General features: G+C 75.0%; 18 protein-coding genes and 1 pseudogene. 10 read left to right on the top strand and 9 right to left on the bottom strand.

Annotated elements, in window-relative coordinates:
- The first annotated feature begins 51 nt into the window (after positions 1-51).
- Both JE024_RS32975 and JE024_RS32970 read left to right on the top strand, forming a co-directional pair.
- Positions 52-399 (top strand): tetratricopeptide repeat protein, encoded by a 348-nt coding sequence (locus tag JE024_RS32975; RefSeq protein WP_205377551.1) that lies wholly within the window; start codon positions 52-54, stop codon positions 397-399.
- A gap of 336 nt (positions 400-735) precedes the next feature.
- Positions 736-1,911 (top strand): DNA topoisomerase subunit B, encoded by a 1,176-nt coding sequence (locus JE024_RS32970; RefSeq protein ID WP_244883308.1) that lies wholly within the window; start codon positions 736-738, stop codon positions 1,909-1,911.
- A 145-nt stretch (positions 1,912-2,056) separates the two neighbouring features.
- Here JE024_RS32970 and JE024_RS32965 read toward each other — a convergent pair whose 3' ends face one another.
- The gene (locus tag JE024_RS32965) at positions 2,057-3,001 is read right to left on the bottom strand and encodes an AEC family transporter (protein WP_244883307.1); all 945 of its coding nucleotides are present in this window, start codon (positions 2,999-3,001) and stop codon (positions 2,057-2,059) included.
- A 334-nt stretch (positions 3,002-3,335) separates the two neighbouring features.
- Between JE024_RS32965 and JE024_RS32960 the strand changes: the two genes are divergently transcribed.
- A complete protein-coding gene (locus tag JE024_RS32960; RefSeq protein WP_205377550.1) occupies positions 3,336-4,586 on the top strand; it encodes a DUF6357 family protein in 1,251 nt (416 codons plus the stop codon).
- A gap of 227 nt (positions 4,587-4,813) precedes the next feature.
- Here JE024_RS32960 and JE024_RS32955 read toward each other — a convergent pair whose 3' ends face one another.
- Positions 4,814-6,247 (bottom strand): dihydrolipoyl dehydrogenase family protein, encoded by a 1,434-nt coding sequence (locus JE024_RS32955; protein WP_205377549.1) that lies wholly within the window; start codon positions 6,245-6,247, stop codon positions 4,814-4,816.
- 119 nt (positions 6,248-6,366) lie between these two features.
- Here JE024_RS32955 and trxA point away from each other — a divergent pair, with 119 nt between their 5' ends.
- Positions 6,367-6,783 (top strand): thioredoxin, encoded by a 417-nt coding sequence (gene trxA, locus JE024_RS32950; RefSeq protein ID WP_205377548.1) that lies wholly within the window; start codon positions 6,367-6,369, stop codon positions 6,781-6,783.
- Positions 6,784-6,876: 93 nt separating this feature from the next.
- On the opposite strand, the gene JE024_RS32945 is transcribed toward trxA, so the two are convergent.
- The 4 genes and pseudogenes from JE024_RS32945 to tnpA all read right to left on the bottom strand — a co-directional run bounded on the left by JE024_RS32945 (position 6,877) and on the right by tnpA (position 10,434).
- A complete protein-coding gene (locus JE024_RS32945) occupies positions 6,877-8,061 on the bottom strand; it encodes a thiolase family protein (RefSeq protein ID WP_205377547.1) in 1,185 nt (394 codons plus the stop codon).
- A 275-nt stretch (positions 8,062-8,336) separates the two neighbouring features.
- Positions 8,337-8,606, bottom strand: a complete 270-nt coding sequence (locus JE024_RS32940) for a hypothetical protein (RefSeq protein ID WP_205377546.1) — start codon at positions 8,604-8,606, stop codon at positions 8,337-8,339.
- 70 nt (positions 8,607-8,676) lie between these two features.
- Complete coding sequence (locus tag JE024_RS32935) at positions 8,677-9,699, bottom strand: LacI family DNA-binding transcriptional regulator (protein WP_205377545.1); 1,023 nt, start codon at positions 9,697-9,699, stop codon at positions 8,677-8,679.
- Positions 9,700-10,000: 301 nt separating this feature from the next.
- Positions 10,001-10,434, bottom strand: a pseudogene (tnpA, locus tag JE024_RS32930) (IS200/IS605 family transposase).
- On the opposite strand from tnpA, the gene JE024_RS32925 reads away from it, so the two are divergent.
- Both JE024_RS32925 and JE024_RS32920 read left to right on the top strand, forming a co-directional pair.
- Positions 10,433-11,689, top strand: coding sequence for an RNA-guided endonuclease InsQ/TnpB family protein (locus tag JE024_RS32925; protein WP_205377544.1), 1,257 nt, complete (start codon positions 10,433-10,435; stop codon positions 11,687-11,689). The pseudogene tnpA and the gene JE024_RS32925 overlap by 2 nt on opposite strands.
- On the top strand, positions 11,686-12,183 hold the full coding sequence (locus JE024_RS32920) for a type II toxin-antitoxin system PemK/MazF family toxin (protein ID WP_205377543.1): 498 nt from the start codon (positions 11,686-11,688) through the stop codon (positions 12,181-12,183). The genes JE024_RS32925 and JE024_RS32920 overlap by 4 nt, the downstream gene beginning before the upstream one ends.
- Before the next feature lie 198 nt (positions 12,184-12,381).
- On the opposite strand, the gene JE024_RS32915 is transcribed toward JE024_RS32920, so the two are convergent.
- Complete coding sequence (locus JE024_RS32915) at positions 12,382-13,239, bottom strand: TIGR02452 family protein (protein WP_205377542.1); 858 nt, start codon at positions 13,237-13,239, stop codon at positions 12,382-12,384.
- Between the two features lie 138 nt (positions 13,240-13,377).
- Here JE024_RS32915 and egtA point away from each other — a divergent pair, with 138 nt between their 5' ends.
- The 4 genes from egtA to egtD are packed head-to-tail and all read left to right on the top strand — an operon-like array spanning position 13,378 to position 17,757.
- Complete coding sequence (gene egtA, locus JE024_RS32910) at positions 13,378-14,652, top strand: ergothioneine biosynthesis glutamate--cysteine ligase EgtA (RefSeq protein ID WP_205377541.1); 1,275 nt, start codon at positions 13,378-13,380, stop codon at positions 14,650-14,652.
- Positions 14,649-16,043: an ergothioneine biosynthesis protein EgtB gene (egtB, locus tag JE024_RS32905; RefSeq protein ID WP_205377540.1), complete on the top strand. Its 1,395-nt coding sequence runs from the start codon at positions 14,649-14,651 to the stop codon at positions 16,041-16,043. The genes egtA and egtB overlap by 4 nt, the downstream gene beginning before the upstream one ends.
- A complete protein-coding gene (gene egtC / locus JE024_RS32900) occupies positions 16,043-16,798 on the top strand; it encodes an ergothioneine biosynthesis protein EgtC (protein WP_205377539.1) in 756 nt (251 codons plus the stop codon). Before egtB ends, egtC begins: the two co-directional genes overlap by 1 nt.
- Positions 16,795-17,757, top strand: coding sequence for an L-histidine N(alpha)-methyltransferase (gene egtD, locus JE024_RS32895; RefSeq protein WP_205377538.1), 963 nt, complete (start codon positions 16,795-16,797; stop codon positions 17,755-17,757). Before egtC ends, egtD begins: the two co-directional genes overlap by 4 nt.
- On the opposite strand, the gene JE024_RS32890 is transcribed toward egtD, so the two are convergent.
- Both JE024_RS32890 and JE024_RS32885 read right to left on the bottom strand, forming a co-directional pair.
- On the bottom strand, positions 17,652-18,536 hold the full coding sequence (locus JE024_RS32890) for a lysophospholipid acyltransferase family protein (protein ID WP_205377537.1): 885 nt from the start codon (positions 18,534-18,536) through the stop codon (positions 17,652-17,654). The two genes, egtD and JE024_RS32890, sit on opposite strands and share 106 nt — an antisense overlap.
- Positions 18,533-19,378 (bottom strand): GNAT family N-acetyltransferase, encoded by an 846-nt coding sequence (locus JE024_RS32885; RefSeq protein WP_205377536.1) that lies wholly within the window; start codon positions 19,376-19,378, stop codon positions 18,533-18,535. Before JE024_RS32885 ends, JE024_RS32890 begins: the two co-directional genes overlap by 4 nt.
- Between the last annotated feature and the right edge of the window lie 84 nt (positions 19,379-19,462).

The raw sequence follows: 19,462 nt of genomic DNA, 5'->3' as shown, positions 1-19,462 counted from the left end.
CGGCGTGGCGTTCACGCGATCGTCCGAGCCCGTCACAGGAAAGGTACGCAGGTGAGCGAGAGCTACTTCGAGTTCGGGACGCCCGCCGAGCGATGGGACCGGGCGCAGATGTTCTTCGAGTCCAAGGAGTACATGACGGCGGCCCGGATCCTCACCGGTCTGGTCGAGGAGGCGCCGGAGCAGGTGGCGCCGCGGCTGCTGCTGGCGCGCGCCTACTACCACTCCGCCCGTCTTGGCAAGGCGGAGACGGAGCTGCGGGCCGTGCTGGAGCGGGACCCGGTCGAGCACTACGCCCGTCTGATGCTCGGCCGCACGCTGGAGCGCCAGGGGCGGGCCGACGAGGCCGCGCCGCATCTGCGGCTGGCCGCCGCGATGGCGGGCGACGTCCCCGCGGTGTGACCCCGGCGGAGCCGGTGTCCGGCACGGACCGGTGTCCGGCACGGAACCGGCGTCCGGCGCGGATTCCGGTGTCGCGGGCTCGTGCCCGTGGCACCGGAATCCGTGGCCGTCGCCCCGCCGGGAACGGACGTCCGAGGGGCGCCCCCGTGGCCCCCGGCGCGTTTCCGGCACCGGGCGCGTGCGCCGGGATCCCTCCCGCCCGGACAGGCCAGCACAGGTCCGTGCAGATGCTTCCCCAGGGCGCCCGCACGCTGCCCGATAACCGCTCTGACCTGGGTTTTCCTCGTCATTCCTCCTAGGCTGGCCGCACTGTCGGACACCGTGGGAGGGGATGTCGTGACGGAGGACTCGGGCAGCTACGAGGCGGCGCACATCGAGGTGCTGGAGGGGGTCGAGGCGATCCGCCGGCGGCCGGGGATGTACGTCGGCTCGACCGGCGGACGCGGTCTCCACCAGATGGTGTGCGAGGCCCTCGGCCCGGCGGTGAACGCGGTCCTGGCCGGGCGGGCGGGTTCCGTCGGTGTGGTGCTCACGGCCGACGGCGGCGTGCGGGTCGAGGACGACGGCCCGGGCGTCCCGCCGGACGCCTCGGGACCTCCGGGCGTCCCCGGCATCGAGTCCCTGCTGACCCGCACGTCCACGGGGCCGGGGCCCGGCGGCCGGGACTCGGTCGCCCTGAGCCTCTTCCACCTGGGGCCCTGTGTCACGAACGCGCTGTCCCGTCGGCTGACCGCGGAGGTGCGGCAGGAGGGCACCCGCTGGGTGCAGGAGTACGTGCGCGGTGTCGCGGTCGCCCCTCCCCGCGCGGCCGGTCCCGCGACGGGAAGCGGAACGAGTCTCGCCTTCCTCCCGGACCCGGATGTCTTCGGCGCGGGCCGGCCCTCGTTCGAGACTCTGGCGGGACTCCTGCGGGAACTGGCCTTCCTCAACCGCGCGCTGACCCTCTCGCTGACCGACGAACGCACACAGGGTGAGCCCGTCGTCGCACGGTTCCGGTTCCCGGGCGGGGCGCGGGACTTCGTCGCCTTCCTCGACGCGGGCACGGCCGGTGCGCCCCTCCCCGAGGACGTCATCGGCTTCGAGCGGGAGGACGCGCGGATGGCGGGGACGGTGGAGGTCGCGCTGCGGTGGCGCGGCAGCCACGAGGGGCGGATCCGCGGCTTCGCCAACAGCCTTCCCACGTCCGGCGGGGGCGTCCACGAGGAGGGTTTCCGCGACGGGGTGACGGCCGCGGTGGACGCCTGCGCGCGCCGGCTGGGCCTGCTGGACGGGGCGGACCCCTGCCTGGACGCGGAGACCGTGCGCGTGGGCCTGACGGCGGTGGTCTCGGTGAAGCTGGACGGCCCCGAGTACCTGGGGGCCACCCGTCGGACGCTGGGCGGCGCCGAGGTGCGCGTCTGTGTCGAGGAGGCCGTCCGGGACCGGCTCGGCGGCTGGCTGGCGGCGCACCCGGGGCCGGCCAGGGAGCTGGTGGGCGGCATCCTCCGGCGCGCCCGGAGGCGGGGTAGGTGAGACGGCGCCGAAGGGGCGCGCGGCCGAGGGGTGCTGACGGGGCGTCGGCCCCTCTCCGGTGACGCGCCGCCCCGGCGCGCGGTGGCGGGCGAACCCGGACTTCCTCCCCGGCTCCCTCCTCTTCGACCCCCTCGCGCCCCGCGGGTCAGGCCAGGAGCCAGGTGATCACCGACAGCGAGGCCGTCGACACCACGGTGGACAGCAGGACGGTGTCCCTGACGAGGCCGGTGTCGAGACGGTACTCGGAGGCGTAGACGAACGCGTTCTGGGCCGTCGGCAGGCCGGCGCACAGGACGACGGCGTAGAGCTCGTGGCCGTCGAGCCGGAAGGCCCAGCGGGCGAGGGCGTAGGCGAGCAGCGGGTGGACGACCGTCTTCAGCAGGACGAGGACGTACCGCTCGCCGCGCCGCGCCCGGACGGGGACAGGGACCTGGGCCGGCGCGGCGCCTTCCCGGCGGCGGTGGAGCGACAGGCCGAGGGCGAAGAGGGCGGCGGGCACGGCCGCCCCGCCGAGCATCTCGACGGGCGCGGTCGCCTCCGGGGGCAGGCGCAGGCCGAGGGCGGCGACGGCGGTGCCGGCCGCGGAGGCGGCGATGACGGGGTTGCGCAGCGGCAGGAGCAGCAGCCGCAGCGGCCGACGGCGTTCGCCGCCCGTGTCGAGCTCGATCAGGGCGATGACCACGGGCGTCACGAACAGCGTCTGGAAGAGCGCGACCGCGATGACGAACGAGGCGTCGCCGAGGAGCTGGACGGCGACCGGGATGCCGAGGTTGGCGGAGTTGACGTAGGAGCCGGCCATCGCGCCGATGGCCCGGTCCGCCGGGCGTCTGCGGAACACCCGGCGCCCGACGACCAGTCCGACGGCGAACATCAGCAGCAGGCTCAGGGCGAAGACCGCGACCCCCGGGGTCGCCAGCCGGGAGAGCCCTGCCCGCGAGAGCGTCAGGAACAGCAGCGCGGGCATGGCAAACGCGAAGGCGAACCGGGCCAGCACGAACTGCGCCTGCCCGCCGAGCACATCGAGGCGCCCGGCCGCCCAGCCGGCCGCGGTGATCGCCCAGATGGGCAGGAAGCCGGAGAGCAGGTTCACCAGGTCAGCATGCCGGAGCGTGATCGGCTTCAGGCGGCCGGGGTCGGACGCGGGTGCCTCCGGCGGCGGGGCGCAGGTACCTCCGGCGGCCGAGGGCGGACGCCGAGACCGCGAGGCTCCGGGTCGGACGCGGGTGCCTCCGGCGGCGGGGCGCAGGTACCTCGGGCGGCCGGGGTCGGACGCAAGCGCCTCCGGCGGTCGGGGTCGGACGCAGCGACCGGGACGCCCCGGGTCGGACGCCGTACGCCCTCCGTGACCGCCGCGCGTGGAGGAGCGTTCGGCCGGTGGGAAAGACTGGGCCCGTGAGAGACGGCACGAGAGACGGACTGGGCCCATGAGAGACATCGTTTTCACGCGCATGAGCGGCTGGATCCCGACCGTGGTCCGCGAGGACGGTGAGCTGAGGCTGATGCTCGGTGCCGGGGCCGACGCCAACCACGAACCCCGCACGTTCACCTTCCCGATCGGCGACGCCCATCTCGCGGTGATCCGCGAGGATCTGGCCAGGCACCTGCTGCTGTGGAGCGCGGTCCTTCCGCTGTGCGACGCCGCCGGGACCCGGGGGCCCCTCGACGAGCGCGCCGCCGCGGCACTCCTGGACCCGATCCTGCTCGCCGCGCCCGCGGACGTCGACGCGTTCTTCCGGGGGATCCCGTGGGACAGGGGCCGGCTCGTCGCCCACGGGGCCGACACCGATCTGCTCCGGCGCGGTCGGGTCTGCGCGGCGATGAGCGCGGCGACGGAGACGTCCGACCCGAAACGGGCCCAGGAGGACCATGCGAACCGCCGCCGAGCCGAGCGCGGGGTGGTGCTCGGTCCGCTCGACACCGCGGTCCTGCGGTACACGGGCCAGTACCTGCACGGCTCGACGGTCCCGAAGCGGACGCCGGGTGCCGTCGAACCGGCGCTGCTGCCCGAGGTGATGCGGGTGATCGCCACCGCGGAGCGGGCGTGCGCCGGGATGCGCATCGGCCGCGATCCGCGGCGGGGAAAGCGGGGCACGGACAAGCGCGACTGGGAACGGATGGCGGCGGCGGTCGACACGGCCATGCGCCGGGCACACCCGGAACTCGTCGACGACGCGGTGCGCACCGTGGGCTTCCTGATGTGCTCGGAGGCCACGGACCGTGCCAGGAACGCGCCCATGGACACCGAGGGGGACGAAGCAGGCTCCGGCGGGAGTGCGCGGCGGACGGGCCTGACGTTCACGGACGACAAGGGCGCCGAGAGGAAGTGGCTCCCGGAGGGTCCCCGCACCGCGGCGGCGGAGTTCTGGGAGTTCGTCGGCGACCGCTCGGCCGCGGACAACGAGGTGTTCACCATCGAGGACGAAGAGCGGGGCGAAGGGGTCCAGCTCCACTTCTACGCGGACTCGCTCGCCCGGATCACGACGGTGCGCGCGGGTGACGGCGGGTCGGATCCGCAGTACCGGGTCGAGTACACCCTGGTCGACGGGATCGGCGGGTACCGGACCCTGGTGAGCGCGTTCGTCCGCGGCGGCTGCTCCGCACTCGACCCGCACGGCCCCTGGATGTCGGACGTCGACGAGTTCGAGCGCGCACGCCGGCGGCGCGGCGCCGGGTAGTCCCCGGCGGCGGGCCCGTGCGCGCCGTCGGAAGGACCCGCCGAGGAACGGGGCCGGAAGTCCGCGCACGGGCCGGTCGGCCGACCGGTGCCGGAACGGCTCGCGCCGCGCCCCCGGCCGCCACCGGAATGCCGCGCGGACTTCCGGTACCGGAACGCCTCGCCCCGCGGGGCCGCCCCGTGGCGGAACCGGCCCCGCGACCGGCCCGCGCACCCGGCGGCGGCCGGCTACCCCCGGTACGCCTCCAGGAGGCGCAGCCACACCTCGCTGATGGTCGGGAACGCGGGGACGGCGTGCCAGAGGCGGTCGATCGGCACCTCGCCCGCGACCGCGACCGTCGCCGAGTGCAGCAGTTCCCCGACGCCGGGGCCGACGAAGGTCACGCCGAGGACGATCTCGCGGTCCAGGTCGACGACCATGCGCGCGTGCCCGCGGTAGTTCTCCGCGTAGAGCCCGGCGCCGGCGACCGAGCCGAGGTCGTAGTCGACGGCGCGCACCCGGTGGCCGGCGCGCTCCGCCTCGGCGAGGGAGAGTCCGACGGCGGCCGCCTCGGGGTCGGTGAAGACGACCTGGGGGACGGCCGCGTGGTCGGCGGTGGCGCTGTGGGCGCCCCAGCGGTCGGTCTCCAGCAGGGGCACCTTCTGCGCCCTCGCCGCGATCGCGGCGCCGGCGATCCGGGCCTGGTACTTGCCCTGGTGGGTGAGGAGGGCGCGGTGGTTGACGTCGCCCACCGCGTACAGCCAGTCGGTGCCCTCGACGCGGCAGCTGTCGTCGACGGTCAGCCAGGAGCCGTCCGTGAGGTTCACCGACTCCAGTCCGATGCCGGCGGTGCGCGGGGCGCGGCCGGTGGCGAAGAGCACCTCGTCCGCCTCCACGCTGCTGCCGTCGCCGAGCACCACGGTGACGGGGCCGGTACTGCCGCCGGGGCGGTCCACGGCGGCGACCGAGGTGTGGAGGCGGACGTCGGCGCCCGCCTCCTTCAGCGCGTCGACGACGTGCTCGCCGACGAAGGGCTCCATGCGGGGCAGTACGCCGCCGTCGCGGACGAGCAGGGTGACCCGGGAGCCGAGGGCCTGCCAGGCGGTGGCCATCTCCACGCCGACGACGCCGCCGCCGACGACGACGAGGCGGTCGGGGACCTCGCGGGCGCTGGTGGCCTCGCGGCTCGTCCAGGGCCGGGCGCCGACGAGGCCGGGCAGGTCGGGGAGGACGGCGCGGCTGCCGGTGGCGACGACGACGGCGTGCCGGGCGGTGAGCAGGTGGTGCTCCTTCTCCGGCCCGTCCACCACGACGCTCCTGGGGCCGTGGAGCCTGCCGTGACCGCGGTAGAGGCGCACGCCGATCGAGTCGAGCCATTCGGCCTGGCCCGCGTCGTTCCAGTCGCCGACGCGTTCGTCGCGGCGGGCGAGGACGGCCTTGGCGTCCAGCGGCCCCTGTACGGAGCCGGCGAGTCCGGGCACCCGGCGGGCGTCGGCGCGGGCGAGCGCCGGGCGCAGCAGCGCCTTGCTGGGGACGCAGGCCCAGTACGAGCACTCGCCGCCGATCAGTTCGCTCTCCACCACGGCGGTGCTCAGGCCCGCGGCCCTGGTCCGATCGGCCACGTTCTCCCCGACGGGACCGGCTCCGAGCACCACGACGTCGTATTCCACAGCTTCGGTCATAGGGTCAGTCTGCTGCGGGGTGTGCGTCATGGCCACATGGGCAGGGGCAGGAATAGCAGCGCCCCGGGCACGGTTGTGCGGGGCGACTCCACCGGACGTCAGCGAGAGGTAGACAGGCCATGAGCACGCTTGAGCTCACCAAGGAAAACTTCGATCAGGTCGTGACGGACAACGACTTCATCCTGATCGACTTCTGGGCGTCCTGGTGTGGCCCCTGCCGGCAGTTCGCCCCGGTCTTCGAGGGCGCGTCCGAGCGGCACCAGGACCTCGTCTTCGCCAAGGTCGACACCGAGGCGCAGCAGGAGCTGGCGGCGGCCTTCGAGATCCGTTCCATCCCGACGCTGATGATCGTCCGCGACAACGTGGCCGTGTTCGCTCAGCCGGGGGCGCTGCCGGAGGCGGCGCTGGAGGACGTGATCGGCCAGGCCCGCGCGCTGGACATGGACGAGGTGCGCAAGTCGATCGAGAAGGCGCAGAAGGACGGCGCGGACGGCACGCCGGGCGGACAGCAGGCGGGCGGCGAGGCCACGGCCTGACCCAGCCCCGCGCGACGGGCCCGGCGGCCGGAGCGACCCCTCAGGGGGTGCTCCGGCCGCCGTCGTGTGTGCGCCCCCGTCGCAGGGGGCGGGTCAGCGTTCGAGGACGAGGGCGAGGCCCTGGCCGACGCCGATGCACAGGGCGGCGAGGCCCGTGCCGGAGCCCGCGGCGGCGAGCTGGTGGGCGACGCTGCCGGCCAGGCGGGCGCCCGACGCGCCCAGCGGGTGGCCGATGGCGATGGCGCCGCCGCGCGGGTTGACGAGCGCCGGGTCGAGCCCGGGCCACTCGGCGAGGCAGCCGAGCGACTGGGCCGCGAAGGCCTCGTTGAGCTCGAAGGTGGTGAGGTCGCCGAACGAGCGCCCCGCCTTGGCCAGCGCCTTCGTCACCGCCTCGACCGGGCCGAGCCCGAAGAGCTGCGGCTCGATGCCGGTGACGGCCGAGGCCCGGATGCGGGCGAGCGGCTCCCGGCCGGTGGCGCGCAGCCCCTCGTCGTCCACCAGGAGCAGGGCGGCGGCGCCGTCGTTGAGGGGGGAGGCGTTGCCCGCGGTCACGGTGCCCTCGGGGCGGAAGGAGGGCTTCAGCTTGGCGAGCGCCTCCATCGAGGTGGCGTCGCGGATGCACTCGTCCCGGGTCAGGGCGACGCCGGGCACGGGCACGACCTCGCCGTCGTAGAGTCCGGCGGCCCAGGCGTCGGCGGCCTTGCGGTGGCTGGCGAGGGCGAAGGCGTCCTGCGCCTCGCGGCCGATGCCGTGCTTGTCGGCGACGAGTTCGGCGCCCTCGCCGAGCTGCACGGTCCACTCGGCGGGCATCCGCGGGTTGGTCATGCGCCAGCCGAGCGTCGTGGAGTGGAGCTGCTGGTGGCCGGCCGGGAAGGCGCGTTCGGGCTTCTGCATCACCCAGGGGGCCCGGGACATGGACTCGACGCCGCCGGCCACGGCCACCGAGGCGTCGCCGAGCGCGATGGCGCGGGCGGCCTGGACGACCGCCTCCAGGCCGGAGCCGCAGAGCCGGTTGACCGTCACGCCGGGCACGCCGACCGGCAGGCCCGCGAGGAGTACGGCCATCCGGGCGACATCGCGGTTGTCCTCGCCCGCGCCGTTGGCGTCGCCGAAGACGACGTCGTCGATACGGGCCGGGTCGAGTTCCGGGGTGCGGTCGACGAGTGCCCGCACGACGTGGGCCGCGAGGTCGTCGGGCCGGACGGAGGAGAGCGCGCCCCCGAACTTCCCGATCGGTGTACGGACGGCGTCGACGATGTAGACGTCGCGGATGCTCATCGAAATCTCTCCCGGCGGCCGGGACCCCTGTTCGCCTGGTGAACAATGGTCCACAAATCGAGTCGCCAGAGTGTGGGCCCGGTGCGGCGGGTTGTCAACGGTCCACCGGGCGTCACCGGGACCGGCCCGGCGGGTCGCCGGGCCACCGGTGTCAGCGGACCCGCCCGGCGGGTCGCCGGCGGGGCCGCCCGGCGGGGGCCGGGAGGTCGTCGGGCCGGGAGGTCGCCGGGCGGAGGTCGTCGGGCGGAGGTCGTCGGGCGGGACGGCCCGCGCGGTCAGACCCGGTCGGCGTCGACGACGCGGACGGTCAGCCCGTAGTCCAGCTCCGCGCCGTCCACCAGCAGCGCCTCCACGGCGCGTGTCGTCGGGTCGATGTCGGCCTCCACGCCGTCGCCGACGTAGCGGGGGTAGCCGGAGGCGCCCCGGCGGCCGGTCGCGTCGACGACGGCCGAGCGGATCGCGCTCTCGGCCGCGGCGACCGGGTCGTCGCCTTCGACGTGCTCGGGGAGGACAAGGATGCCGAAACGCTCCGGTTCGTTGCTCATGGGGCGACGGTAGACACCCGCCCGGTCGGCCGCATGTCGTCACCGCCGGGCAGGACGGGGCGCCCGGGGGTCAGCTCGACTCGCGGTGGACGGCGCGGGCCGCCATGAGGTCGTGGTGCTCCGGTTCGGCGGCCGGTTCCCGGACCATGCGGTCGACGAAGTCGGCGAGCCGGCGCCCGCTGACGGTGTCGACGCGGACGGTGCTCAGCCGCGGGCGCAGCAGTCTGCCGAGCAGCAGGTCGCCGGCGCCGATCACGGCCGTCTCGCGGGGCACGTCGACGCCCTCGTCCTGGAGCGCGCGCATCAGCAGCATCGCGTACTCGTCGTCGAAGGCGAAGACGCCGTCGAGTCCGGTCGCCCGCCAGCGGGCGGCGAGGGCGGCGGCCGACTCCTCCTCGTAGGCCATCGGCAGCGCCACCGTCCGCGCCCCGGCGCCGTCCGCGGCCGCGCGGACTCCCTCCAGGCGGAGCCGGGCGCAGTGCGCCGGGACCGGTTCCCGGGGGACGACCACGCCGATGGCGCGCCGGCCGCGCTGGATCAGGTGCTCCGCGGCGGCGGCGCCGATCCGGCGTTCGTCCAGGGCGAGGAAGTGCGCGCCCTGGGTGGGGTGCGGCCCGAGGGTGACGACGGCGCGCGCCCCGGAGCGCCGGAGCAGGCTGACGCCGTGCGCGGTCGGCTGGGTGCCGCCGGGGCAGACCACGGCGACGGGGCGCAGTTCGGCCCAGGCACGGGCGGCCTCGTCGCCGTCGAGGCCGAGACCGCCGTATTCGACGACGGTGTACTCGAGGCGCCGCAACTCGCCCTGGAACTCGTCGTAGAAGCGCAGGGGCAGCGGGCCGGCCGGCCGGCGGGCCGAGGGCATGACCACCGTCCGGGTGTGCCCGGCGCGCAGGCTGCGGGCGGCCGCGTGGGGGACGTAGCCCAGTTCCTCGGCGGCCGCGCGGACCCGCAGCCGGGTCGGTTCGCTGATGCGCACGGCGGCGGTGTTGTTGAGGACGTACGAGACGGTGGCCCGGGAGACTCCGGCCAGCCGGGCGACGTCGGCGCTGGTCGGGGCGGAGCGGCCCACGGGCGGTCGGGGTGTCTGGCTCATCGCCCTCGTCATCCTTCCAGAGCGCGGGCGGGCCGGGATCCGGGGATGGCCGGAAAAGTCCGGCGCGGAGCGGGGCCCGGCGGGTGCCCCGGGAAGGGTCGCCGCCCGACCCGGCGGGGTCGCTCCGGGGGCACGGCGGGCGGGTGGGGCGAGCGCGTCGTCCCCGGATGGCTGGATCCGGAAGGTGGTGCGGTTCTACCGCTGAGCTTGGCCAGTGCTCCGCCCTTCAGGGCGGGGGTGAAGGCCGTCCTTGACCCGGAGGCGCGAAGCGCCGGAGTCCTCTGTGCCTCCGGGGTGACAGTCAGGCAGACCGCTTCTGGTTTTCGATGTACTGCTTGACCATGGTCAGTGGTGCGCCGCCGCAGCTCCCGGCGAAGTACGAGCCGGACCAGAAGTGTTCTCCCCACAGGTACCGGCGCATGTGGCTGTCGTACTCCGTGCGCAGCATGCGGGCCGAGGCGCCCTGGAGTGAAATGACCAGTTTCGACAGCTGGGTCTTGGGCGGGTAGTGCACCAGCAGATGGACGTGGCGTCCTCGCCGTTGAACTGCTTCAGCTCGGCCTCGAAGTCCGCGCACACCTCCCGCATGATCTCTTCGCACCGCGTCAGCATGGCGTCGGTCATGGCCTGACGCCGGGACTTCGTTACGAAAACCAAGTGGACGTGCAGGTGGTGGACGACCTGACGACCGGTGCGCACATCGGGATCGGGGTTGCATCGTATGGTGATCAACATGCAGCTTCGGTACAGCTTCCGCGTGTACCCGAGCGCCGGGCAACGCACAGCGCTGGCCCGGGCGTTCGGGTGTGCTCGGGTGGTCTTCAACGACGCGCTTCGCGTCCGTGAGACCGCCCGTTCCGCCGGGCTGCCGTTCGTTGCCTCGGGCGAGCTGTCCAAGCGGCTCACCGCCTCGAAGAAAACCCCCGAGCGGGCATGGCTCGGCGAGGTGTCCTCGGTCGTACTGCAGCAGTCCCTCAGAGACCTGGACACGGCCTACAGGAACTTCTTCGACGGCCTCAAGGGCAAGCGCCCGCGCATGGGTGCGCCCCGGTTCAAGTCCCGCAAGGACACCCGTCAGGCGATCCGCTTCACCGCGAACGCCGGGTGGAAGATCACGGCCGGGAGGAAACTCCGGCTTCCGAAGGTCGGCGACGTGTCCGTGAAGTGGTCCAGGTCGCTGCCGCACGTCCCGTCCACGGTGACCGTCATCAAGGACAGCGCGGGCCGGTACTTCGCCTCGTTCGTGGTCGAGACCGAGCCCGAGGCACTGCCCGCCACGGACGCAGCGGTCGGCATCGACCTGGGCCTGACCCACTTCGCGATCCTCTCCGACGGCACGAAAATCGACTCCCCGCGCTTTTTGCGCCGGGCCGAGAAGAAGCTGAAGAAGGCACAGCAGGATCTCAGCCGGAAGGCGAAAGGCAGTAACAACCGGGCGAAGGCCCGGATCAGGGTTGCCCGCGCCCACGCACGGACCGCCGATGCCCGGCGCGAGTTCCACCACCAGCTCTCCACCCGGCTGATCCGCGAGAACCAAGCGGTCGCAGTGGAAGACCTGGCGGTCAAGGGACTCGCCCGTACGCGTCTCGCGAAGTCCGTTCACGACGCCGGATGGTCGGCGTTCACCGCGATGCTGGCGTACAAGGCCGCCCTGTACGGCCGCGCCTTCCACCGCATCAAACGGTTCGAGCCCACGTCTCAGGTCTGCTCGGCCTGCGGCGTCAAGGACGGCCCCAAGCCCCTGCACGTCCGGGTATGGACGTGCAGGGCGTGCGGGACCGTCCTGGACCGGGACATCAACGCGGCCATCAACGTCGCCAAGGCCGCCGGACTGGCGGTCACTGCCTGCGGAGCGCGGGTAAGACCGGGACTCATCCCGGCACAGCGCGAAGAAACAGGAACCCACCCGAAGCCCCAGCCGGTGACCACCGGCAGGCAGACGGGGATCTCCGCCCTCCAAGGCGGAGAGGATGTCAAGGTGTGCCGATGACGATCTCTCCCCGCCCGCCCGGCGCTCCGGCCCCGGGCGGAGCGCCCCAGGACTCCCCGGGGGCCGTACCGGCGCCGGGCCGTGACGGGCCCTTCGCGACGACCGAGGCCGCGCCGGCCGCGGTCGGCCCCGTGCGCACCTCGTACGCGCCGGACCGGGACGGGGCCCCCGACCCGGGCGAGATCGTCTGGACCTGGGTGCCGTACGAGGAGAACGACGGGCGGGGCAAGGACCGGCCCGTGCTCGTGGTGGCACGCGAGGCTGCGGGAACGCTGCTCGCCGTGCAGTTGTCGAGCCGGGCGCACGACGGGGACCGGGAGTGGGTGGCCATCGGCACGGGCCCGTGGGACGGCGCCGGGCGCGAGTCCTGGGTGGACCTGGACCGGGTGCTGCGGGTCCACGAGGCGGGCATGCGGCGGGAGGCAGCGGCGCTGGACCGGCCGCGTTTCGACCGGGTGGTGGGCCGGCTGCGGGAGCGCTACGGCTGGACGTGACCGCTCCCCCGCGGCCCCGCAAGCCCGGTGAGCGGCCGCGGAAGCGCCACAGCCGGACCTGACCGCTCCCCCGCGGCCCGGAAGCGGAGGCGCCACAGCCGGACCTGACCGCTCCCCGGCGGCCCGGAAGCGGAGGCGCCACAGCCGGACCTGACCGCTCCCCCGCGGACCGGAACCCCGCGGCCGGCAGCGGAAGCGCTACGGCCGGACCTGACCCGCGCTCTCGGGCCCCGGGAGCCCGGCGAGCACGCGGCGGAACGCGCCCAGTGTCGACGCGCCCGCCGTGCGGTCGAGCACGGCGAAGACGACCTCGTCGAAGTGGCCGCCGAACCGGCCCTCCGGGCCCAGCAGCCCGCGGAAGGCTCCGGCCACCTCGGCCGGATCGTTGCGGAAGACCCCGCAGCCCCAGGCCCCGAGGACGATCCGGGTGTAGCCGCGGGCGACGGCGGTCTCCAGGACGCGCTCGGCCCGGGCGGCGAGCGCCGCGGGCACCCGGTGCGCCTGCTCGGGCAGGTTCCGGGCGATGACGCTGGCGTTCGGGGCGGGGGAGGTCAGGAACCCGGCGAGGAACGGCTCGTCGAGCAGGGCGCCCCGGTCGTCGCGGAAGACGGGCACGCCCGGGGAGGCGATGACCCGGTCGGAGTAGAAGGGGCTGCGGTCCTCGCGGTGGTGCGCGTAGTAGGCCGGGGCGCACAACAGGGTCGTGTGGAGGGCGGAGGCCCGGCAGAGCGCCTCCTCCTGGGCCTGGGCGCCGTTCAGGTAGCCACCGCCCGGGTTCCTGGCGGAGGCGAAGTTCAGGACGGCGACGGGGCCGGGCGCGGCGGTGGCCAGGCGGCGGGCCGCGGCGGTGCTGGATTCGCCGGTCACCTCGAAGGCCGTGGCGCGGCCGGTGCCGGGGACGGCGGCGACGGGCTCCGGCCCGTACAGCGCGGTGCCCTCCCGCGCGGCGGCCACCGCGTCCCCCAGTTTGACCAGGCGGCCGCCGGGCAGCCGGTATCCGCCGGCCGCCACGATCTCCTCGGTCTGCCGGGCGATCTCCCGTAGTCGTGCGCTCATGGAGGGACATGCTCGGTGACCGGCCAGGACGCGATCAACCGCATTTCCGCCCCCGGGGGCACCCTTGTGCGGACCGGCGGCGGTGGCCTTAGGTTGACAGAGTCCCTTCGCGGGATCCTTCGAGTGGAGGAGTCGCTCATGCATCCGCCAGATTCCGACGGCTTCGGTCCCCGGATATCCGAGGACGAGGCCGAGGACCTGCTCCGATGTATCTGCTTCAAGACCGGCCCGCCCCGGGTGGTGGGTGTCGAGGTCGAATGGCTGATCCATGATCGTCGACGACCCGCCGCCCCGGTGGACGCGGAGCGTCTGCGGGCGGCGTACGACGATGTGCGCGCCCTGTCGCTGACCTCGGCCCTGACCTTCGAGCCGGGCGGCCAGCTCGAACTCAGCTCCGCCCCCGCCTCCTCCCTGATGGAGTGCGTCGACTCCACCGCCGCCGACCTGCGCGCCGTGCGCGCGGCGCTCGCGGCCTCGGATCTGGTCCCCGCCGGATACGGCATCGATCCCTGGCAGTCCCCCCGCCGGATGCTCCACGACCCGCGCTACGACGCGATGGAGCGGCATCTGGACCGCGCCGGCCCCGCGGGGCGCACCATGATGTGCACCTCGGCCTCCGTCCAGGTGTCGCTGGACGCGGGCGAGGAGGAGCCCGGTCCCCTCGGTCACGCAAGGCGCTGGCAGCTCTCCCATCTGCTGGGCGCCGTGCTGCTGGCTGCCTTCGCCAACTCCCCCGCGCGCCGGGGCCGCTTCACGGGCTGGCGGTCGACCCGGCAGGCCGTGTGGGCGGCCATCGACCCCGTCCGGGCGCTGGCGCCCGCACCGTGGGCGGAGCCGCGGGCCGCGTGGGCGGCGCACGCACTGGACGCGCCGGTGATGTGCGTACGGCACGCGCGGGGCCCGTGGGACAGCCCCGCGGGGATGACCTTCCGGCAGTGGCTGCGCTCGGGGGTGCCGCGGCCCCCCACGAGGGAGGATCTGGACTACCACCTGACGACGCTGTTCCCGCCGGTCCGGCCGCGCGGTCATCTGGAGCTGCGCATGCTGGACGCGCAGCCGGGCGACGACGGGTGGATGATCCCCGTCGCCGTGACGACGGCCCTGTTCGACGATCCCGAGGCGGCGGAGCGGGTGTACCGGGCGGTCAAACCGCTCGCCGAGTACGCCGGTTCGCTGCCGGCACCGGTCAACCCGCTGTGGGTGTCGGCGGCCCGCCGGGGTCTCGCCGACCCGGCGGTGCACGCCGCCGCCGTCACCGCCTTCGACGCGGCGCTCGGCGCGCTGGAGCGCATCGGCGCCACACCGGACCTGGTGGCGGCCGTCGCGGCGTTCAACGAGCGGTACGTGCTGCCCGGCCGGTGCCCCGGCGACGACCTCACCCTCCCGCCCGCGGTCAAGGAGCCCGTCCTATGAGCGACCACCAGCCGGCCCGCGCCGCCGGGGCCGCGGCGGCCACCGCCGCCGCCGGCTCCCCGTACGACGGCGGGCCGCTCGGCGATCCGCGCGGCCGGGCCCTCGACGCCCTGGTCGCCGCCCGCGCCCGGACGGCGCTGCTCACCTCGTGCGTCGACGACGGCGAACTGACCGCCCAGCACTCCCCCCTGATGTCGCCGCTGGTGTGGGACCTCGCCCACATCGGCAACCAGGAGGAGCAGTGGCTGCTGCGCACCGTCGGCGGCCGGGAGGCGATGCGGCCCGAGATCGACTCCGTCTACGACGCCTTCGAGCACCCGCGCGCGAGCCGTCCCTCGCTGCCGCTGCTGGCGCCGGCCGAGGCCCGGCTGTACGCGGCGGACGTGCGCGGCCGGGTGCTGGACATCCTGGAGCGGGCGGAGCTGGCGGGCGGGCCGCTGGTCGACGCGGCCTTCGCCTTCGGCATGATCGCGCAGCACGAGCAGCAGCACGACGAGACGATGCTGATCACCCACCAGCTCCGGCGGGGGCCGGCCGCCCTCACCGCGCCCGAGCCGCCGGACGGTCCGGTGGGCGCGCTGCCCGCCGAAGTGCTGGTGCCCGGCGGTCCGTTCACGATGGGCACCTCGACCGAGCCGTGGGCGCTGGACAACGAACGGCCCGCGCACCGGCGGGAGGTGCCGGCGTTCTGGATCGACACCGCACCGGTGACCTGCGGCGCCTACCAGGCGTTCATCGACGACGGCGGCTACGGCGAGCGCCGCTGGTGGGCGGACGAGGGCTGGGACCAGATCCGCCGGCACGACATCGGCGCCCCGCTGTTCTGGCGGCGGGAGGGCGGGGTGTGGCTGCGCCGGCGCTTCGGCGTGACGGAGGAGGTGCCGGCCGACGAGCCGGTGCTGCACGTGAGCTGGTACGAGGCGGACGCGTACGCCCGCTGGGCGGGCCGGCGGCTGCCGACGGAGGCCGAGTGGGAGAAGGCGGCCCGCCACGACCCGGGGTCCGGCCGGTCCCGGCGCTACCCCTGGGGCGACGCCGACCCCGGCCCGGACCACGCCAACCTGGGGCAGCGCCATCTGCGCCCGGCTCGCGCCGGCAGCTATCCGGCGGGCGCCTCGCCGCTCGGGGTGCGGCAGCTGATCGGCGACGTCTGGGAGTGGACGGCGAGCGACTTCCTGCCGTACCCGGGCTTCGTGGCCTTCCCCTACCGGGAGTACTCCGAGGTGTTCTTCGGGCCCGGCCACAAGGTGCTGCGCGGCGGGGCGTTCGGCGTGGACCGGGTGGCCTGCCGGGGCACCTTCCGCAACTGGGACCTGCCGGTGCGCCGGCAGATCTTCTCCGGCTTCCGCACGGCCCGGGACGCCCGCGTCCGGCAGGACGGGGAGGCCTGATGTGCCGGCACATCGCGGCGCTCGGACCGCCGGCCCCGCTGGGCGAGCTGCTCGTCGCGCCCGAGCACGGGCTGCTGAGGCAGTCCTGGGCCCCGCGCCGGCAGCGGTACGGCACGGTCAACGCGGACGGCTTCGGGGTCGGCTGGTACGCCGACGACGACCCGGTGCCCGCCCGCTACCGGCGGGCCGGGCCGGTCTGGGGCGACCTGTCGTTCGCCGACCTCGTCCGGGTGGTGCGCAGCCGGGCGGTGCTCGGCGCCGTCCGGGACGCGACCGCGGCGGGCGCGGACGGGGAGGCGGCGGCGGCGCCGTTCGCCTCCGGGCCGTGGCTGTTCTCGCACAACGGCGCGGTGCGGGGCTGGCCCTCCTCGATGGGGGCCCTGGCGGGCACGCTCCCGGCGGACGACCTGCTGTCGCTGGAGGCGCGCAACGACTCGGCGCTGGTGTGGGCGCTGGTGCTGCACCGGCTGCGGGCGGGTGACGGTCTGGGGCAGGCGCTGGCCGACACCGTGCGGGACACCGCCGCCGCCGCGCCGGACTCCCGGCTGAACCTGCTCCTCACCGACGGCCGCGCCATCGCGGCGACCGCGTGGGGCGACACCCTGTGGTACCTCACGGGCTCCGGCGGCCGCACGGTCGTGGCATCGGAGCCGTACGACGACGATCCGCGCTGGCAGGAGGTGCCCGACCGTACGCTGCTCATGGCGACACGGACGGACCTGCTGCTAACCGAGCTCAAGGAGCCCACCCAGTGAGCCCGTTCCTGCTGACCCGCACGATGCCCGAGGACACCACCGGCGCCGATCTGCGCGCCGATGTGCTCAGCGGGCTGACTCGCACCCCGAAGGTGCTGCCGCCCAAGTGGTTCTACGACGCCCGCGGCAGCGAGCTGTTCGAGGAGATCACCCGGCTGCCCGAGTACTACCCGACCCGTGCGGAGCGCGAGATCCTCGCGGCGCGGGCCGGGGAGATCGCCGCCGCGACCGGTGCCCGCACCCTGGTGGAGCTGGGCTCGGGGTCGTCGGAGAAGACCCGTTTCCTGCTCGACGCCCTGACGGAGCTGCACACCTACGTCCCGGTCGACGTCAGCGAGAGCGCGCTGACCGGGGCGGCCGAGGCGCTGCTCGCGGAGCGTCCGGGGCTCGACGTGCACGCGCTGATCGCGGACTTCACCCGGGGGCTGGCGCTGCCCGGGACGCCGGGGCCGCGTCTGGTGGCGTTCCTGGGCGGCACGATCGGCAATCTGCTGCCCGCCGAGCGCGCCCTGTTCCTGCGCTCGGTGCGCGACCTGCTGGAGCCGGGCGACGCGCTGCTGCTCGGCACGGACCTGGTGAAAGACGAGGAGGTGCTGGTCCGGGCGTACGACGACGCCTCCGGTGTGACGGCGCGTTTCAACAAGAACGTGCTGTCGGTGATCGCCCGGGAGCTGGGTGCGGACGTGGATCCGGCCGACTTCGACCATGTGGCCGTGTGGGACCGGGAGCACGAGTGGATCGAGATGCGGCTGCGCGCCCGGTCCGCGCTGACCGTGAAGATCCGCGAGCTGGATCTGGTGGTGCCCTTCGCCGAGGGCGAGGAGATGCGCACGGAGGTGTCGGCCAAGTTCCGTCAGGACGGCGTGCGCACCGAACTCGCGTCGGCCGGGCTGGAGTTGACGCACTGGTGGACCGACGGAGAGGGGCGGTTCGCGCTGAGCCTGGCGACGGCGAGCTGAGCGGAGCGGGCGAGGGCGCGGCGGTCGGTCCGGGGACCGGGGACGAGGGGCGGCAGCAGCCGTATCTCCGCGGTCAGCCGGGCGGCCGTCGCGACCCGCCACAGGGAGAGGGCCAGCGGGTCGTCGCCGACGAAGGCGGCGGCCCCGGTGGGCCCGTAGGACAGCCGGACGGGCCGCACGACGGCGCCCGCGTCCAGGGCGGCCTGGAAGGCGGCCGGACGGAACCGGCCCTGCCCCCGGCCGCACCAGGTGGAGCCCTCGGGGAAGACGACGACCCGGGAGCCGGCGCGCAGGGCGCCGCTCATGGCGGCGACGGTGCCGGGCAGGGTCCGCAGCCGGTCGCGTTCGACGAACAGGGTGCCGCCGCGGGCGGCGACCGGTCCCAGCACAGGCCAGCGGCGGATCTCGCTCTTGGCGAGCATGCGGCCCGGCAGGACGGCCGCGATCAGCGGGATGTCGAGCCAGGAGACGTGGTTGGCGACGACCAGTTCGCCGGGGCCGGCCGCCGCCCGCGGCACGGGGCGCCCCGGCGGGGCACCGACGACGGTCACCCGTACGCCGAAGGCCCTGAGCACCGCCCGGCACCAGGACGCGGTGAGCCGGTGGCGCGGGCGGGTGCCGAGGAGGGCGGCGGCCGGGGCGAGCAGGATCCCGGCGGCGACGACCGCGGTGCCGGCGGTCAGCCGGAGCACGGCCCGCGCGGCCCCGGCCGCCGGCCCTGCGCCGGTGGCGCACGCCTCGGGGGTGCAGGTCGCCGTGGGCAGCCAGGCGCTCGTCACAGCGGGGCCAGCGACAGGAAGTGGCGCAGGTAGCGGGGGTCGGTGCGGCGCAGCGACAGCAGCACGTAGAGGTCGGCGACGCCGAACTCGGGGTCGTGGGCGGGGGCTCCGCAGACCCAGGCGCCGAGGCGGAGGTAGCCGCGCAGCAGGGGCGGGAGCTCGGTGCGGCTCGCGGGCGCGGGCGCGCCGGCCGCGTTCCACAGCTTGTGCGGGGTCACCCAGTACTCCTCGGGCGCCAGGTGGCGGGTGCGCACGGTCTCCCAGGTCGCCGCGGCGAGGGTGCCGCCGTCGTCGAGCGGCAGCGAGCAGCAGCCGGCGAGCCAGTTGTGGCCGGTGCGGGTCATGTAGCGGGCGAGTCCGGCCCAGATCAGCGCGATGACGGCGCCGTTGCGGTGCAGCGGGTGGACGCAGGAGCGTCCCACCTCGACGAGGTCGTGCCGGATCGGGGCGAGCCGGGTGAGGTCGAACTCGCTCTCGGAGTAGAGGCGTCCGGCGATCCGGGCGCGCTCGGGCGGCAGGATCCGGTAGGTGCCGACGACCTCGCCGGTGACGCTCTCGCGGACCAGGAGGTGGTCGCACCAGGCGTCGAACGCGTCGCTGTCCAGGCCGGGCTCAAGGCCGCTCAGCAGGGCTCCCATCTCACCGGCGAAGACCTGGTGGCGCAGGCGCTGGGCGGCGCGCACCTCGTCCTGGTCACGCGCGAGGGAGACGACGTACCGGTGGTCGCCGCCGGCCGCGGCCTGCGCGGGAGCGGCGGCCGGGGCGGGCGGGACCGCCGCGGGGCCCCGCGGGGCGGCGGGAAGGGGGACCGGGGCGGGCGCGGCGAGGGGGGTTGCGGGCATGGCGGTCTCCTGTGCCGGACGGAGGGGACGGACCGCGGGTGCGGCGGCCCGGCTCCTCGTTTCTTCCGTGACAGGCTGGATTCG

It is taken from the genome of Streptomyces zhihengii (assembly GCF_016919245.1).
Taxonomy (GTDB): domain Bacteria; phylum Actinomycetota; class Actinomycetes; order Streptomycetales; family Streptomycetaceae; genus Streptomyces; species Streptomyces zhihengii.
This window is presented reverse-complemented; position numbering and strand designations above follow the sequence as displayed.